This window comes from Mucilaginibacter sp. (assembly GCF_028288105.1).
GTDB lineage: Bacteria > Bacteroidota > Bacteroidia > Sphingobacteriales > Sphingobacteriaceae > Mucilaginibacter.
The window spans coordinates 1-14,995 of the sequence record NZ_JAQBOI010000213.1 but is presented as its reverse complement, the minus strand read 5'-3'; the positions used below and the strand labels follow the sequence as shown (position 1 = coordinate 14,995).

The 14,995-nt window shown below is 42.1% G+C and carries 18 protein-coding genes and 1 pseudogene; 4 read left to right on the top strand and 15 right to left on the bottom strand.

Annotated features, from left to right (window positions below):
* The 3 genes from JWQ85_RS14550 to fdhD form a co-directional block, all read right to left on the bottom strand.
* The coding region (locus JWQ85_RS14550; protein ID WP_367186219.1) for a molybdopterin-dependent oxidoreductase at positions 1-697 on the bottom strand (697 nt) is incomplete at its 3' end.
* Positions 694-1,047 carry a hypothetical protein gene (locus JWQ85_RS14545; RefSeq protein ID WP_299469188.1) on the bottom strand — a complete coding sequence of 118 codons (354 nt, stop codon included), beginning with the start codon at positions 1,045-1,047 and terminating at the stop codon, positions 694-696. The genes JWQ85_RS14545 and JWQ85_RS14550, both read right to left, overlap by 4 nt.
* Positions 1,025-1,900 carry a formate dehydrogenase accessory sulfurtransferase FdhD gene (fdhD, locus tag JWQ85_RS14540; RefSeq protein WP_299469186.1) on the bottom strand — a complete coding sequence of 292 codons (876 nt, stop codon included), beginning with the start codon at positions 1,898-1,900 and terminating at the stop codon, positions 1,025-1,027. The genes JWQ85_RS14545 and fdhD overlap by 23 nt, the downstream gene beginning before the upstream one ends.
* A gap of 97 nt (positions 1,901-1,997) precedes the next feature.
* Between fdhD and JWQ85_RS14535 the strand changes: the two genes are divergently transcribed.
* Together JWQ85_RS14535 and JWQ85_RS14530 are read left to right on the top strand one after the other, a co-directional pair.
* The gene (locus JWQ85_RS14535) at positions 1,998-2,240 is read left to right on the top strand and encodes a MoaD/ThiS family protein (protein ID WP_299469184.1); all 243 of its coding nucleotides are present in this window, start codon (positions 1,998-2,000) and stop codon (positions 2,238-2,240) included.
* 87 nt (positions 2,241-2,327) lie between these two features.
* Positions 2,328-2,747 (top strand): molybdenum cofactor biosynthesis protein MoaE, encoded by a 420-nt coding sequence (locus JWQ85_RS14530; protein WP_299469182.1) that lies wholly within the window; start codon positions 2,328-2,330, stop codon positions 2,745-2,747.
* An 87-nt stretch (positions 2,748-2,834) separates the two neighbouring features.
* Here JWQ85_RS14530 and JWQ85_RS14525 read toward each other — a convergent pair whose 3' ends face one another.
* From JWQ85_RS14525 to moaA, 5 genes are read right to left on the bottom strand one after another with little or no spacing between them, the layout of a single operon-like run.
* Positions 2,835-3,890 carry a HesA/MoeB/ThiF family protein gene (locus JWQ85_RS14525; RefSeq protein WP_299469180.1) on the bottom strand — a complete coding sequence of 352 codons (1,056 nt, stop codon included), beginning with the start codon at positions 3,888-3,890 and terminating at the stop codon, positions 2,835-2,837.
* Complete coding sequence (locus JWQ85_RS14520; protein WP_299469178.1) at positions 3,880-5,061, bottom strand: NTP transferase domain-containing protein; 1,182 nt, start codon at positions 5,059-5,061, stop codon at positions 3,880-3,882. Before JWQ85_RS14520 ends, JWQ85_RS14525 begins: the two co-directional genes overlap by 11 nt.
* Positions 5,042-5,512: a cyclic pyranopterin monophosphate synthase MoaC gene (gene moaC, locus JWQ85_RS14515; RefSeq protein WP_299469176.1), complete on the bottom strand. Its 471-nt coding sequence runs from the start codon at positions 5,510-5,512 to the stop codon at positions 5,042-5,044. The genes JWQ85_RS14520 and moaC overlap by 20 nt, the downstream gene beginning before the upstream one ends.
* Positions 5,497-6,708, bottom strand: coding sequence for a molybdopterin molybdotransferase MoeA (locus JWQ85_RS14510; protein WP_299469174.1), 1,212 nt, complete (start codon positions 6,706-6,708; stop codon positions 5,497-5,499). Before JWQ85_RS14510 ends, moaC begins: the two co-directional genes overlap by 16 nt.
* 12 nt (positions 6,709-6,720) lie before the next feature.
* Positions 6,721-7,710, bottom strand: a complete 990-nt coding sequence (gene moaA, locus JWQ85_RS14505; RefSeq protein WP_299469172.1) for a GTP 3',8-cyclase MoaA — start codon at positions 7,708-7,710, stop codon at positions 6,721-6,723.
* 132 nt (positions 7,711-7,842) lie between these two features.
* On the opposite strand from moaA, the gene JWQ85_RS14500 reads away from it, so the two are divergent.
* Together JWQ85_RS14500 and JWQ85_RS14495 are read left to right on the top strand one after the other, a co-directional pair.
* Positions 7,843-9,003 (top strand): XdhC family protein, encoded by a 1,161-nt coding sequence (locus tag JWQ85_RS14500; protein ID WP_299469170.1) that lies wholly within the window; start codon positions 7,843-7,845, stop codon positions 9,001-9,003.
* A 3-nt stretch (positions 9,004-9,006) separates the two neighbouring features.
* Positions 9,007-9,588, top strand: a complete 582-nt coding sequence (locus tag JWQ85_RS14495) for a nucleotidyltransferase family protein (RefSeq protein ID WP_299469168.1) — start codon at positions 9,007-9,009, stop codon at positions 9,586-9,588.
* A 126-nt stretch (positions 9,589-9,714) separates the two neighbouring features.
* Here the strand turns inward: JWQ85_RS14495 and JWQ85_RS14490 are convergent, their stop codons facing one another.
* From JWQ85_RS14490 to JWQ85_RS14460, 7 genes and pseudogenes are all read right to left on the bottom strand, one after another.
* Positions 9,715-10,893 carry an aldose epimerase family protein gene (locus tag JWQ85_RS14490; protein WP_299469166.1) on the bottom strand — a complete coding sequence of 393 codons (1,179 nt, stop codon included), beginning with the start codon at positions 10,891-10,893 and terminating at the stop codon, positions 9,715-9,717.
* Between the two features lie 25 nt (positions 10,894-10,918).
* The gene (locus JWQ85_RS14485) at positions 10,919-11,968 is read right to left on the bottom strand and encodes a glycoside hydrolase family 43 protein (protein WP_299469164.1); all 1,050 of its coding nucleotides are present in this window, start codon (positions 11,966-11,968) and stop codon (positions 10,919-10,921) included.
* Between the two features lie 8 nt (positions 11,969-11,976).
* On the bottom strand, positions 11,977-12,846 hold the full coding sequence (locus tag JWQ85_RS14480; protein ID WP_299469162.1) for an HAD-IIA family hydrolase: 870 nt from the start codon (positions 12,844-12,846) through the stop codon (positions 11,977-11,979).
* A 12-nt stretch (positions 12,847-12,858) separates the two neighbouring features.
* Entirely contained in the window at positions 12,859-13,896 is a 1,038-nt protein-coding gene (locus JWQ85_RS14475) for a hypothetical protein (RefSeq protein WP_299469160.1), read from the bottom strand.
* Positions 13,897-13,971: 75 nt separating this feature from the next.
* Positions 13,972-14,223, bottom strand: coding sequence for a GxxExxY protein (locus JWQ85_RS14470; protein ID WP_299469158.1), 252 nt, complete (start codon positions 14,221-14,223; stop codon positions 13,972-13,974).
* Complete coding sequence (locus JWQ85_RS14465) at positions 14,207-14,374, bottom strand: GxxExxY protein (RefSeq protein ID WP_299469156.1); 168 nt, start codon at positions 14,372-14,374, stop codon at positions 14,207-14,209. Before JWQ85_RS14465 ends, JWQ85_RS14470 begins: the two co-directional genes overlap by 17 nt.
* Before the next feature lie 60 nt (positions 14,375-14,434).
* Positions 14,435-14,995: pseudogene (locus JWQ85_RS14460) on the bottom strand (glutamine synthetase); the annotation flags it as partial.

Genomic DNA, 14,995 nt, shown 5'->3' with positions numbered 1-14,995 from the left:
TGATGATGATGACATCCGTATCATAAAAATCATTCAATGTAACCGTACCCTTCCCGATACCAATAGCTTCGGCCAATGCCACACTGGTAGATTCATGGCACATATTAGAGCAATCGGGCATATTGTTGGTGCCATATTCACGCACAAAAAGCTGGTATACGAAAGATGCCTCGTTACTTGTACGCCCGGAAGTATAAAAAGCCGCTTCGTTAGGCGAGGTCAAACTATTCAGCTTATCGCCTATTTTATGGAAAGCATCATACCAGCTTATAGGTTGGTAATGTGTGCCGCCCTTTGGCAGGTAAACGGGTTGCGCGATACGTCCTTTCTTCCCTATCTCCATATCATCAAGCTTAGCCAGGTCGGCAACGGAGTTTTGCGCGAAAAAATCGGACGTAAGCTTTTTGGTAGTAGCTTCTTCGGCCAATGCTTTTGCCCCATTCTCGCAATATTCTGCTATGGGCGAACGGTCATCATCCGGATCTGGCCAGGCACAACTGGAGCAGTCGAACCCTCCTTTTTGATTCATGGTAAACAAAGCGGTTGCACCACGAGTGGCGCCTGTTTCCTCAAAAATATCTTTTAGCGCCGCTGTTACAGCAGGCATGCCAGCGGCCCACTTTTTTGGTTGGCTAACTGTTAATTTATGCAGTGTTTCCGGATTTTCTGCTGCGGGTTGTTCATTTTCCTTGCTCATGACTGTGCTGATAAAGGATTAGGGTAATTATCACTCTGGTCTTCGTCAACGTTATCTAAACAGGTAAAATCTTTTTCTACAAGCAAATGCAATTCGTCTGTTTTATGTTCGAAACCTACCTGGTCGGTACCTGTCCATTTGTCGGCCATTTTCTCGGGCACCAACATGGTAATAATATTATTTTTGAAGGATGCAGAAAGTTCTGCCTCCGCTGCGCGCTGCAATATATAGGTAAGCGCATCATCGCCTATCTGTATCTTTTCTTTAAAAATACCATCGCGGGCAAAGGCCTCCACCTCGCTTCGGGTAAGCCTGTATCGTAAACCATTATTTTTGATGCGAATCTTCATAACTGGGTATTAAAATGCGCTGTGGCACTGTGTAAATATTGAACCGTTGTCCTCGTAAAAAACCGACGAGGGTTATGTTAAACTCCTGCGCAAGCTGTACCGCCAAACTTGATGGCGCACCCACCGCGGCTATAATATTAATACCCGCCATAGCGGCTTTCTGCACCAATTCGAAACTTGCCCTACCACTTAATAACAAAACCGACTTATTTAAAGGCAACAGATCCTGATTAATGGCAGCACCAATCAACTTATCGAAAGCATTATGCCTGCCCACGTCCTCGCGAAGCAAAAGCAATTCACCTTCTACAGTAAACATAGCTGAAGCATGCAAGCCGCCGGTATCTGCAAACACTTTTTGATGCTTTTTTAGTATACCCGGTAATACAGTTAATACATCTGTATTGATCATATTATTATCGCGCAAATCATTTCCGTAGCTACTAACCGTGCGAATAGCATCTATTGAACCCTTGCCGCAAACCCCGCAACTGGATGTAGTATAGAAATTGCGTTCGGTATTTTGCAGATTTGGGGTTATGTTTTCAGCTAAACTAACCTGTATCACGTTCTCCCGGTTTTCGGCGCAGGCAATAAAACAATGCCCAATTTTCTGAATATCCGAAGCGTTTTTGATAATACCCTCCGTAAACAAAAAGCCCGCAGCTAGTTCGGCATCATTACCGGGTGTCCGCATAGTAACAGATATATTCTGCACTTTGCGTTCCGCGGCAGGGCCGTGTTCCAGGCGGATCTCTAAAGGTTCTTCGATAGCAATAGCGTCGTTTAGGTCTTCGCTTGCACCATTGGTAACACAAGTAACCGGTATTTGTAAAACAGCATTGGCAGCCATATTCAAATATACAATTTAGCGCAAAGTATTGTTCTTATTTTGCCACAACCAATATGTGTTATTGATGATATGAACAAGATTGTTGCATATTTGCATTATGGAAATAACCGTACTCGCATTCGGAATTGCCAAGGATATATTCGGAGGGGCAACGGTAACGGTTGGATTAACCAATAATGCCACTACTGCCGATTTGAAAGCATCGCTGGAAGAGAAGTATCCCAAATTAAAACATCTGGCCAGTTACATGGTGGCTGTTAATAACGAGTATGCCGAAGATAGTGGTTTAATTGCCGAGCGCGATGAAGTGGCGATTATACCACCTGTTAGTGGAGGATAGTTTATTAGTTTCGGGTGAGGACACCGAAACGAGAGGATTAATTATTAAGAGTCGGTGCCCCCAACGACGATTTAGAGATTAGATTTAATGCAAACCCAAATAGAGATACATACCGCCCCCTTGAATATCCAGGCCTGCACAGACTGGATAATGTCGCCAGACTCCGGAGGGATTGATGTATTTATTGGAACGGTACGTAATGTCACCAAAGGCAGGGCTGTATTAAAACTTGAATTTGAAGCTTATAACAAAATGGCTATCAATGAAATAAAAAAAATAACTAAACAAGCATTTGAAAAATGGCCGGTGCAAAAAGTACTTGTTCATCACCGTACAGGCACGCTGCAGATTGGCGAAATACCGGTGATTATTGCCGTATCTGCTGCGCACAGGGCTGCTGCTTTTGATGCTTGCCGTTATATTATAGATAGCCTGAAACAGACGGTACCCATCTGGAAAAAAGAGTTTTTTGAGGATGGTGAAGTTTGGGTAGCAGCACACCCGTGACCGGGATTTTTACGATGAAGCGGATTTAGGGATTTGATTGGAGTGATGATTATGCAAATCAAAATCCCTTTAATCGTAAAAACCCGCTTAATCCTGGTTCCAGGAACCTAACCCACCTTCCAAAGAGTAAGCTTTAACACCCGGTAATTTCTGCTGAAGTAATTTTACAGCTTCCCCGCTCCTTTTACCCGATGAGCAATAGAATACGTAGATTTTACCAATCTCAAATTCGTCCAGATTATCTTCTACCTCATCCAATTCAAAATGCATCCCACCAATGTCAAACTGGTCGCGTTCCTGATCAGTCCGAACATCAATAAGCTCTAAAGTGCTATTTGCCAGGCCTTTCTTGACTTCGGCGGCGGCCATGGTTCGAATGTTGATAGTGTGTTGTAGCGAAGTGATATTTGTTTTAGTTCTGGCACCAATCTTAATAACGCGGCTTTGCATGGTTTGGGCATCAAATACTAATACTTTACCGGCCAACACCTCTCCAGCTTTAGTAATATACTTAATTACCTCATTAGCTTGCATACAACCAATTATTCCGGCGAGTGTGGGTATAACCCCGCCTTCGGCACAGTTAGGGATCTGTGTGGCATCTACCTGCGGGAATAGGTCGCGGTAATTGGCCGAGCGTGTTCCATCTTCATTTAGCACATTCCATACGGCAACCTGTCCCTCGTACTGGTATATGGCGCCATAAACTATAGGTTTGCCTGATAATACCCCAGCATCGTTTAGTAAATAACGGGTATCAAAGTTATCTGTACCGTCAATAATAACATCATAACCTTCAACAACTTGCATCACATTGCTCGAAGTTATTTTTATAATATGCGGCACCAGCTTTATACCAGGGTTTTGCTTTTGTAAGCGCTCGCATGCAACATTTGCTTTTAATTGGCCTACATCCGATGGGTTATACAAAACCTGCCTATGCAGGTTACTGATGGATATCGTATCAAAATCAGCTATACCCAAAGTGCCTATGCCACTTGCTGCCAAATATTGAGCCGATGGGCAGCCTAAGCCGCCTGCACCTACTATTAGTACTTTGGCATTCTGCAATAACTGTTGTGATGCTTCGCCAAAACCTGGTAATGCTACCTGGCAGCTATATCGTAACAGATCAGGATGCATTGGTGGCAGCTATTTTATGGTGAAGAATCCGTTTGATCCTATCCAGTTCTTCGGGTGTATTTACATTGGCCAAAGCATCGGGTTCGGGTGATTGCAGCAAGGTTATATCGCTATTGATCAACACCTTCCGCGGACAAGAATACCCTTGTGCTAAATATTGAAGTAAAACAGGATAACTTTTTGGCTCATAAATAGTTATCAATGGTTCTGGAAAGTCTTTATAATCACTTTGATATGCTGTAGCGATGGTTGCCGTATTACGGTTATCTACCAAATGCTGTAATACGTTGGCATCTACCAAAGGCAGGTCGCAAGCAATGATAAGCCATGCCCTATCCGGTTGTTCCCTAAAGGCTGACAGGATTGCCCCATAAGGCCCGAGGCCGGTAAAGGTATCGGGCAAGCTTAAATATTCGGTATTTATCTCTTTCTGCTGTTCGCCATCACGACAGGAAATATAAACCTCAGCGCAGTGTTTTTTCAGCAGATCGGCCATGTGGTAGCGCTGTTCTTTACCGTACCAATTCACCGCGCCTTTATCATATCCCATGCGGGCGCTTTTGCCACCAGCCAATACTAAGCCATTTAAAATGGGTTTAACTTGCTGTAGTTTTGTTTTGAAAAACTCAATGATCTGTAATGTGTCATCATTCAGCTTCAGCACCGGTATCTCCTGCCAATTAGGTAGGGTTTCTTGTATAAAATCAGGGATCTCATCGGCATTATCAGCCATTAAAAACAATTCCACATTAGTTAACTGTGCAACACGCTTTTGTAAGGACGCCCTTTTGTTGATATCGATAATTACAACCTGCGCCTTTGCCTGTTGGTGGTTACCGTTTACCAACACGAGGTCCATAGCTGAAAATAGTTCACGCTGTGTAAATGGCGTTAACGGCACTTTGTAATTTAACTGGGTATGATTGATCTGATCTGTGTATTCAAGGGCTGCACCGCTGGCTAATTTACCTGGCAAGCCCATCATATCATCGTTATGTGAGGTATCCGCGTAAGCGCATTGGTATTGGGGCGATAATGCAGTAATGACTTGGTCGGCCAGAAACTTAATAACTGTGCATGGCCCACCCAGGATAGCCCACTCATTACGGCCGAAATTACCCATGGCCGGACGGATAATAGCAGTATGCTTTTTATGCTCTTTTAAAGTCACGTTTACCTCCGGTTTTTGCTATCAGTTTTGTTTCTTTAATTACAATATCGTGGCTCATGGCCTTGCACATATCGTATACAGTAAGCGCCGCTATTGATGCGCCAACTAAGGCTTCCATCTCGATACCTGTTTTGGCGCTGATGCTTGCTGTACATTCAATTACTACTTCATTATTGGCAGATAACTTTATGGTTACCTTGCAGTTATCCATACCCAATGGATGGCAAAGTGGTATCAGGTCGCCGGTCTTTTTAGCGGCCATTATACCGGCAATTATTGCCGTTTGAAATACTGAACCTTTTTTGCTTTGCAGCTCGCCATTTACCAAATGCTGCAAAACCTCAGTTGGCAATACCACAATACTTTGCGCTGTGGCTGTACGATAGGTAACAGATTTTCCGGATACATCTACCATACTTGGGTTATTCTGATCATCTAAATGAGTGAGCATACATTAAAATTAAATACCCGGAATACCTCACCTTTCTTAAACTCGTTACGTTCCGGCGGGAGTTCTATAAAAGCATCGGTATCAGCTAAGTTAGCAAAATCACCCGAGCCATTTCCTTCTATAGGGTGTGCTGATAGTACTCCCTGCTCTGTAAAGTTAAGCTTTACCTGTAAGAAGTACTTTAACTGCGGCATAAAAGTAAAATCTTTAGTCAATTGCGCGTATGCTGGTGGTTTTGCAGGTAAACCAAGCGTAGCATTCAGCCACAATAAAAAATACCGGTGCAGGCACATAAACGTTGCCACCGGGTTACCGGGAAACGCGAACACCAACACGCCATTATCATGCCTGCCAAACCAAAAAGGCTTGCCAGGTCTTTGCTGTACTTTGTGGAACAGCTTTTTTACCTGCAGATCTTCCAACGCCTGGGGGATGTAATCAAACTTGCCCATGCTGATACCGCCGCTTAATAGTATCGCATCATAATTTTGCAGGCAGCTTTGTATTTGTTGTCTGGTAATTTCTGGGTTATCCGGAATGTGCAGCATATCAGCATCCAAACCATGTTGGGTTAAAACGGCTTTGATGGTATAATTATTTGATCGCCTTATTTGATAACCTGATGGCGTATCTGCAACATCTACCAGTTCATCGCCCGATGATATGATCATCACTTTCGGCATTTTTTTAACCTTCAGTTCCGCTTTACCAACTGATGCGGCTAAGCTTATAATAGCCGGCGTTATTAGCTGGTTTGCTGCAGCTACTGTATCGCCTTGCTTTTTATCTTTCCCTTTTTGATGGATGTTTTGGCCGTGTTTAATATCGGTAATAAGAAGTTTTGCCGTACCATCTTTTATCTCCAGGTCCTCATAACGGATGATGGCATCTACTGATGGCGACAAAGCAGCGCCCGTCATTATCTCAATACACTCATCAGTAGCATCGATATCTATCGGCTGCTCGCCTGCTGCCTGTGTGGCTTTTATTTTAAATGTGGTGATGCCTTGTTCAATAGCTTGATACGCTATCGCGATACCATCCATGGTAACACGGTTAAATGGCGGCAGATCACGGTCGGCTTTAATATCTTCAGCCAGAACCTTACCTAACGCCTCTTCAAAGGGCACGGTTTCTACACCATGATCTTTTAACTGGGCAAGTATAATTTTTTCGGCTTCTTCTACCGTTGTCATGTTATAATTATGTTAGCCGCCAATAGTGGCCATAGATTCATGAAAATTCGGGTTCTCCATTCGTTTTTGCTCTGCCTGCCAGCCATCTTTTTGGCGATTGTTAAATGCCGCACGTAAAGTCTCTTCCAGTTCGGCATCTTTCATACCAGAACGCATCAGATCTTTAATATTTAGTACGCCATCATCATAAAGGCAGTTCTTTAAAGTGCCTTGCGGTGTAATACGGATACGGTTACAAGTACCACAGAATGTACGCGAGTAGGCAGCAATAATACCAATCCCCCCTTTATGGCCCGGGATCTGATAATTATATGAGGTAGAATATTGCGGATCAGGTACTTTTTGAATCTCGGGAAACGTTTGTCTTATCTCATCAAAGATCCTTACGTAATCCCATACAATGCCGCTGTAGCTATGTCCATCGCCGTTAAAAGGCATTTCTTCAATAAAGCGGACACTCACCGGCAAATCTTTTGTCAATCCTACCAGTGGGATAATATCCTGTGTGTTTTTGCCGGCCATTACAACGGTGTTTATTTTCACCTCTATGTCGTGTTCTAACAATTGCTCCATCGTTTCCATTACGTTGGCAAATTCATCGCGGCGGGTAATGGCGAAGAAGCGGTTGGCATCCAGCGTATCTAAACTCAAGTTTACTGAGCGTACCCCTATATTTTTCAATTCGGCCACATACGGCGCGGTCAAAACACCGTTAGTAGTAATGCTAAGCTCTTTTAACCCGTCCAGTTTTGACAAAGCGGTAAGCAAAGCCATAATATCTTTACGCACAAATGGTTCGCCACCGGTAATACGGATCTTTTCGATACCCATTTTAACCAGCAAAGTACAAACCTGAAGCATTTCCTCGTAAGTCATCAACTCCTTACGCGATAGCCAGTTCAATCCATCCTCGGGCATACAATAAAAGCAGCGCAAGTTGCAACGGTCGGTAACGGCCAGTCGCAGGTAATTGATCTTTCTTCCGTGGTTATCTAAAAGCAAGTGTTTGTTTGTTTTTAATTATGTTTAATAAACAAAGTCAATATTACAAAGTTAATGATTACAAAGATTTTAAATTGTACTTTAAATGTCTAATAAATGGGCTGATTAGCTTATTTTTGAATAACCATCATTGTGAAAGAGTTACAAGACATAGTAAAAGCGTTTGACCGTGCCCAAAAAGCTGGCAAGCAAACCGCATTGGCAACCGTTGTGCATGTGGAGGGATCCTCCTATCGCCGTGCCGGCGCGCGCATGATGGTAACAGATGATGGCCAGTTGACAGGTGCCATTAGCGGCGGCTGTTTAGAGGGTGATGCCCTGCGCAAAGCCCGCCTGGTTATGGCACAGCAGAAACCCATGCTGGTTACTTACGATACTACAGACGAAGACGATGCTAAACTGGGTGTAGGGCTGGGTTGTAATGGCATTATTCATATCCTGATCGAGCCGATAGATCCGTCATCGTCTAATAATCCTATCGCTTTATTTAAACAATTTTTAAGTAAGCGGGAACCGGTAGTTCTTATTACCGTTTTTACATTGAATGACAAGCAGGCTACACAGCCCGGCACCTGCGCCTTAATGAATAAAGATGAACAGGTTACAGGAGCTTTCCCGGATAGTATAATTAAAGATGCGGTTTTGATTGATGCAAAAGATGTGTTAAAGAACGGCAATTCGGTTACCAAAACCTATATATACGAGGATAGATTTACCTGTTTTATAGAGTTATTGCAGCCCGCAGTTTCATTAATTGTTGTTGGTGCAGGTAATGATGCTATCCCGCTCACCAAACTGGCTGCGGTTTTGGGTTGGCAGATTACGGTTATTGATGGCCGGGCTAATTATATTGTGTCCGAACGTTTCCCACTTGCCGATAAGCTTATTGTTACCAAACCTGATGATGCTTTAAGTAAACTAAGTTTAGATGACCGTACTGTTTTTGTGCTGATGACCCACAATTACAATTACGACATAGCAATGCTAAAGCGACTGCTACCGTTACAGTTACCATATATAGGCGCTTTGGGCCCAAAGAAACGTTTAAACCGCATACTGGATGAATTAAGGGAAGAAGGCATTAATGTAACTGATGAACAACTGAAAAGTATTTATGGCCCTGCCGGACTGGATGTTGGCTCTGAAAACTCTGAAGAAATAGCTTTATCCATAATATCAGAGATACAAGCCGTTTTAACAAAGCGGAATGGTTCATCGTTACGATACAAAGCAGCTAACCACAGCCGCGGCGGTGAACAGATAGTACAACAATCACTAACTGAAAATATTTAGCTTATGACTGCCATAGTAATACTTGCTGCAGGTCCATCAAGCAGAATGGGCTCAGCAAAACAAAACCTTGTTTATAATGGGCAAACACTGTTGCAAAGAGCAGTAAAAAACGCTTTATCTGTTACAGAAACGGTGTTGGTTGTGTTAGGTGCAAACCGCGAGGATATAGAATATTCAATTAAAGACCAACCGGTAAACATCCTCTACAATACCAACTGGACCGAAGGTATGGCAACATCCATCAGCCTTGCTGTTGAAGAAATACAAAGCGCTTATCTGAATATTACCTCTATTATCTTCACACTTTGCGATCAGCCATTTGCAGATGAAACTTTGCTGAAACAACTGATTACTGCAGCCGAGAGTTCGGATAAAGGTATTATTGCTTCTGAATATCATAATACCCTTGGTGTGCCGGCTTTATTTAAACAAGTTTACTTCCCCTATTTACTGGCTTTAAAGGGTAAAGAAGGCGCAAAGAAACTTTTACTGCAGCATGCTGATGATGTGCAATCAGTACCTTTTCCATTGGGAGAGGTGGATATTGATACCTTGGAGGATTTTGAGAAGCTGAGCAAAAAATAACGTCCTTGCGAGAAACGAAGCAATCTCCCGATAAACATACGGTTGCACAGTTATGAGATTGCTTCGTTCCTCGTAAGGACGGGTAGTAGAAAGACGCGAGGTATCGCGTCTCTACAAGTATATTTTTTATTTCACTACCGAAAACTTATAGATCGATTGTGTTTTATAGGTTTGCCCGGGTTTTAATTCAGTTGATGGGAAAGTTGGCTGATTTGGCGAATCCGGGTAATGTTGTGTTTCCATCGCAAATGATGTACGAAACTCATCCTTTTTACCACCCTTCATTGCATTTTGTGCCTGCATAAAGTTACCGCTATAAAATTGCATAGCAGGCTCTTCGGTAAAAATCTCCATTTTTATACCACTTTTATCGCCAATAACAGTAGCTACCGGTGTGCTCATATCGTGTTGGCTCAACACAAAGTTATGATCGTAACCTTTGCCATCTTTTAGCTGCACGTTGTCGGTATTTATGCGTGCGCCAATGGTGGTCGCTTTTGTAAAATCGAAAGGCGTACCTGCAACAGCTTCAATTTTTCCGGTTGGGATAAGTGTGCTATCTACCGGGGTGTAATTATCGGCGTTTATTTGTACCAGATGATCCAATATAGTGCCACTGCCTTCGCCATTCAGGTTAAAAAACGCATGATTGGTTAGGTTAACTACAGTACTTTTATCTGTAGTAGCTAAGTAACTAACTTTCATTGCGTTATCGTCAGTTATCTGGTATGTTACTTTCACATTCAGGTTGCCCGGGAAACCACCTTCCATATCTTTAGCAAGATAACTTAGTTCCAACGTCGCGCTATCTATCTGTTTAGCATCCCAAACAACCTCATGGAAACCCGGATGACCGCCATGTAAGGTATTGGGGCCATTATTGGTAGCCAAAGTATACTCTTTGTCATCCAGCTTAAATTTCCCCTTAGCTATGCGGTTACCAAAACGGCCTATAGTAGCACCATAATATGGTTCTTTTGAATTTATAAAACCATCTACACTTTCAAAGCCTAACACCACATCAGTTAACTTACCATCCTTATTTGGCACCAACAGGCTTACAATACGGCCACCATAATTAGTTACGGCAGCTTCTACCCCATTTTTATTTTTTAGGATATACAAATGCGTTTGCTTACCGTTTATGGTTTTTTCAAAAGCAGATGCAGGTGGTAATTTGGGTGTGGTTGAGGTACTGTCGGTCATTGTAGATGTGTTTTTTTTAGCAGATTGATTACAGGCAGCAACAAACATACTTCCTGCGATTGCAAGCGCCAAAGTTGGTTTTTTAAATGAATTTCGCATAATATTTTATAATTAGTGTTTAGCATTAATTGGTTTGCGATGGTATGGCTAACGCCGTATTTTCTTTAACAGGCTCACCAAAATTTGGCGAACCATCTTTATTCCAGGTAAATTTCTGCATGCGTGGTGAACGGTATCCGCCACACCCTTGCCCGGGTTTTGAATTGGCGTGGTACAAGATCCAGTCCTCGGTTCCATCCGGCGACTTAAAGAACGAATTATGGCCGGGTGCATACACCCCGTTCTTAACAGATTTTTTAAATACTGGTTTTGCCGATTTCTTCCATGAACGGGCATCCTGCAAGTTACTATTGGCCGAAGCGGTTAGCATTCCTAATGCATAAAAATCTGTCCAGCAGCCACTGGCCGAGTAAATTAAGAAAAGTTTGCCATTATGCTTTAATATTTCCGGGCCTTCGTTTACGTTTACATGCGGCGGATTATTGGCATCGTGCAGGTCCCCGTACTTTTCCCAATCGTAAAGCGGACTGGAAATTTTTACGCGTTTGCCATCCACCGTCCACGGGTTTTTCATTTTGGCAATATAAATATCCTGCTGGCCGTTCTCATTCCCTTCCCATCCGGCCCAGATCAAATAAAGCTGGCCTTTATGGGTAAACACCGAGCCGTCTATCGCCCATTTATCGGTGGCATCGCTTAGCTTGCCTTTAAATATCCACTCACCTTTAAGCGGGTCGGCAGATGCATTTTCCAGCACATATAAACGGTGGTGATTGTTATTGCCATCATCGGCAGCAAAGTACATATACCACTTTTTATTGATGTAATGCAGTTCGGGCGCCCAAAGCTCTTTAGAGTAAAGTGTATTTGCTGGCGGAATCCAAACAGTTTTCTTCTCTGCTGATCTAAGATCGGCCAGGTTTTTGGTTTTCCATATCACCAGCTTATTCTGCAACGAATTAGTATAATAGTAGTATCCGTTTTGATAAATTACCCATGGGTCGGCGCCCGAAGGTAATATGGGGTTGGTAAATGTTTTTTTATGCTGACTTAATGCCGGTACTGCATGTATCAACAGGATTATAAAGAGCAGGTTTAAAATCAGCTTTTTCATACAAATAGTTAAAAGGCTAAAACATCTGGGCCTAAAACCGCGCTGTTACAAATGTAGGTTGGTACAATACCGGTGGCCTCAATACGGTTTTGATAGTCCGTTGCCTGCGTGTTACCTGTTAATACAAGTACAGTATCTAACCCAAATTTATTGCCACCTATAATATCCGTTTGCAAGGTATCACCTACCATAACAATTTCTTTTTTGCTAATGTTTCTATACTCACGTATCAAGTCATAAGCAAACATAAACATCTGCGAATCGGGCTTACCAAACCTAATAAACTGCTTACCCACAATAGCTTCTATCATACCTGCTATACCACCTATGGCAATGCCTACATCGTTTTTTAATACCGGATAAGCATAATCTGTATTGGCCACAATAGCCGGAATTGTGCGTTTGCGCAGTAGGTTAACAGTTTTATTAAGATCTTCGCACCAGTCAAAGCCCTCATCGTCCATAAAAACCAACAGGTTCACTTTATCTATATTGCTGCTGTTTATATCCCGTACAGGCAGAGTATGCAGGCCGGAACTTTCCAGGTAATGTGCCGAATCTGCTGTTCCCAAATAGGCCACTATCCCATCGTTCACTTTAAGATCAAGATACTCTTTGGTAAGCATACCCGACGATATAATACGATCGGCAGTAACCGCGTAAAGGCCTTTATTATGATAAGATTGCGCTAATTGCCCCGGGCTGCGCGATGCATCATTGGTAACTATATAATATTCCTTCTTCTGTGCTTCCAGGTAATCAAATGTTCGTTCTATACCCGGCACTAACCCACTATGGTTTTTTAATACGCCAAACGCATCGAAAAAAATAATTTCGTAACGGTCTATTATCGATTTAAAATCTTCAATGCGTTTCATGGTATGGCTATATTATTGTAATCCTAAAGCGTTAATTATTTTCTCGGCATCAAAATCCCTGTCTACCGATGGCAAATAGATCTCCAATGCTTCGGCCTGTAGTTTTTTGGCATATTGTTCGTTAAAAAAGTATTTACCATCTTTTATTACGTAGTTGAGGATAAAAAAGCGGTAAGCTTCTTTTAAAAAGCGTATTTCATCAGCAGTGATTGGGTTAACCTCATGATATTCTTTCAAAAAAGTAATAAACCTATCTTCCATCATTGGCCCTATTACATAACTGAACACGGTACGGTCGCCGGCATCAGATACAACACGGCTAAAAAAGTAGAAATCTAACAGGCGATAACTCATCCTAAACCAATCGTAATCCCAGCGGGAGTACAAGTCTAAGTCTGGCGTTACCGAGAAGTTACCGATGTTCCAGTCGATAAAAACCGGTATGATCTCGAAAGAACTCATATTATACCGCGACCTGTTCTTCAGGAACTGCTCGCAATGATATTTAAGCAGATCTACCTGCATACGTGAGCCAAACTTATGCTCGTCCTTTTCCAGTTGGCGTTGCAGATCGTAAATATCTGTACGCAGCGTTTTAGATGATTTTGGCAAAACGTTTTTTATACGCGAGCAGGCTTTATGAAATTTACCTAATTGCGAACCCAGTTTCTTTATCTGGTCGTTATTAAGGCGTCGGGGTAATCTGTCTAAAATGCGGGTTGGGTTATAAAATACCACCCATGCATCGTCTTTACCATGCTTATAACGGTATACATAAACCCTGTTATTTTTTAATAAGGATTTAGATAACAGGTTCTCGAACGGATAAAGCAGATTATTTGATAAGGACTGAATAATGCGATGATCTTCCTTAAAATGTTCAAACTTACCAAAGAAAGAAAGCTTGGCTATAATAATATCCTCATCATCAAAAGTAATGCGATATACGTGATTGGTAGAAACCATCGCGCTGATATCCTCAATATCCCTGATGGTTTTAGATTTATCGTAGTCTGCCCAGGCAGATTCTATAATGAGATGAAAGTCCACTTTAGATTAGTTTATAAATGCATAGATACTAAAAGTTTATTTTAACCACGGAGGGCGCAGAGTTTTTCACAGAGTTTACAGAGGTTCATTTATTGGTGACAATGAGCCGTTAATAACCCGCCTCACGCCATCCTTCAGTTTAATTACATTGAAATTTATTAGTAAACCCAATTTATAATTACCAAGTTTCATATACGTGAGTGTCTGAGCCATATGAATGTCGTTTATTTCTTCAACACTTTTAAGTTCAACTACTACCCTATTTTCAACCAACAAATCAATCCTATAACCACAATCTAACTTTACCTCTTCAAAAATTAACGGCATAACTTTTTTCCTTCTCTACAAACAAACCCGTCTTAAATAATTTGTAGAATAAACATTCTTTGTATGCACTCTCTAACAAACCTGGTCCTAATGCTTTATAAACCTCAATGGCTGCGCCAATAATCTGACCTGTTATTTCATTTTCAATCATCTAAATCTCTGTGTTTCTCTGTGATTCTTCTCTGCTAACTCTGTGGTTTAAATTAGCGAACTATATCGACTCGAAATACCTCTTCAATTCCCAGTCGCTAACGTTTTTGGCGTATTGGCGATGCTCCCAAAGGCGGGTTTGGGTAAAGTGCCGTACAAAGCCGTCGCCAAATAATTCTTTAGCAATGGCAGAGTTTTGCATGGCAGTGGCAGCATCATAAAGGTTGGCATGCAGGCTGCCATTGCTTTTGTTTTGATAACCATTACCCAAAGTTGGGGCGATATCCAGCTTTAATTTGTTTTTGATACCGTATAAGCCCGATGCCAAAGCAGCAGCCATAGCCAGGTACGGATTAGTATCAGAACCCGGGATACGGGTTTCTAACCGGGTATATGCTTTTGATGTATTAATAACACGTAATGCTGTAGTGCGGTTATCCAATCCCCAGGTAATAGTAGTTGGAGCCCAGGCACCTTCAACTAAGCGTTTATAGCTGTTAATAGTTGGCGCATACATGGGTAATAAATGTGGCATACAGTATAGCTGCCCGGCCAGATATTGTTTATGCAGTTCGCTCATTTTATTTACATCGTTGCCATCGTAGAAAAGATTATCTGATTG

Coding starts and splice junctions, on each gene's coding strand:
- JWQ85_RS14545 (WP_299469188.1), bottom strand. CDS start 1,047: ATGAAGATTCGCATCAAAAATAATGGTTTACGATACAGGCTTACCCGA.
- fdhD (WP_299469186.1), bottom strand. CDS start 1,900: ATGGCTGCCAATGCTGTTTTACAAATACCGGTTACTTGTGTTACCAAT.
- JWQ85_RS14535 (WP_299469184.1), top strand. CDS start 1,998: ATGGAAATAACCGTACTCGCATTCGGAATTGCCAAGGATATATTCGGA.
- JWQ85_RS14530 (WP_299469182.1), top strand. CDS start 2,328: ATGCAAACCCAAATAGAGATACATACCGCCCCCTTGAATATCCAGGCC.
- JWQ85_RS14525 (WP_299469180.1), bottom strand. CDS start 3,890: ATGCATCCTGATCTGTTACGATATAGCTGCCAGGTAGCATTACCAGGT.
- moaC (WP_299469176.1), bottom strand. CDS start 5,512: ATGCTCACTCATTTAGATGATCAGAATAACCCAAGTATGGTAGATGTA.
- JWQ85_RS14510 (WP_299469174.1), bottom strand. CDS start 6,708: ATGACAACGGTAGAAGAAGCCGAAAAAATTATACTTGCCCAGTTAAAA.
- JWQ85_RS14495 (WP_299469168.1), top strand. CDS start 9,007: ATGACTGCCATAGTAATACTTGCTGCAGGTCCATCAAGCAGAATGGGC.
- JWQ85_RS14490 (WP_299469166.1), bottom strand. CDS start 10,893: ATGCGAAATTCATTTAAAAAACCAACTTTGGCGCTTGCAATCGCAGGA.
- JWQ85_RS14485 (WP_299469164.1), bottom strand. CDS start 11,968: ATGAAAAAGCTGATTTTAAACCTGCTCTTTATAATCCTGTTGATACAT.
- JWQ85_RS14480 (WP_299469162.1), bottom strand. CDS start 12,846: ATGAAACGCATTGAAGATTTTAAATCGATAATAGACCGTTACGAAATT.
- JWQ85_RS14470 (WP_299469158.1), bottom strand. CDS start 14,223: ATGCCGTTAATTTTTGAAGAGGTAAAGTTAGATTGTGGTTATAGGATT.
- JWQ85_RS14465 (WP_299469156.1), bottom strand. CDS start 14,374: ATGATTGAAAATGAAATAACAGGTCAGATTATTGGCGCAGCCATTGAG.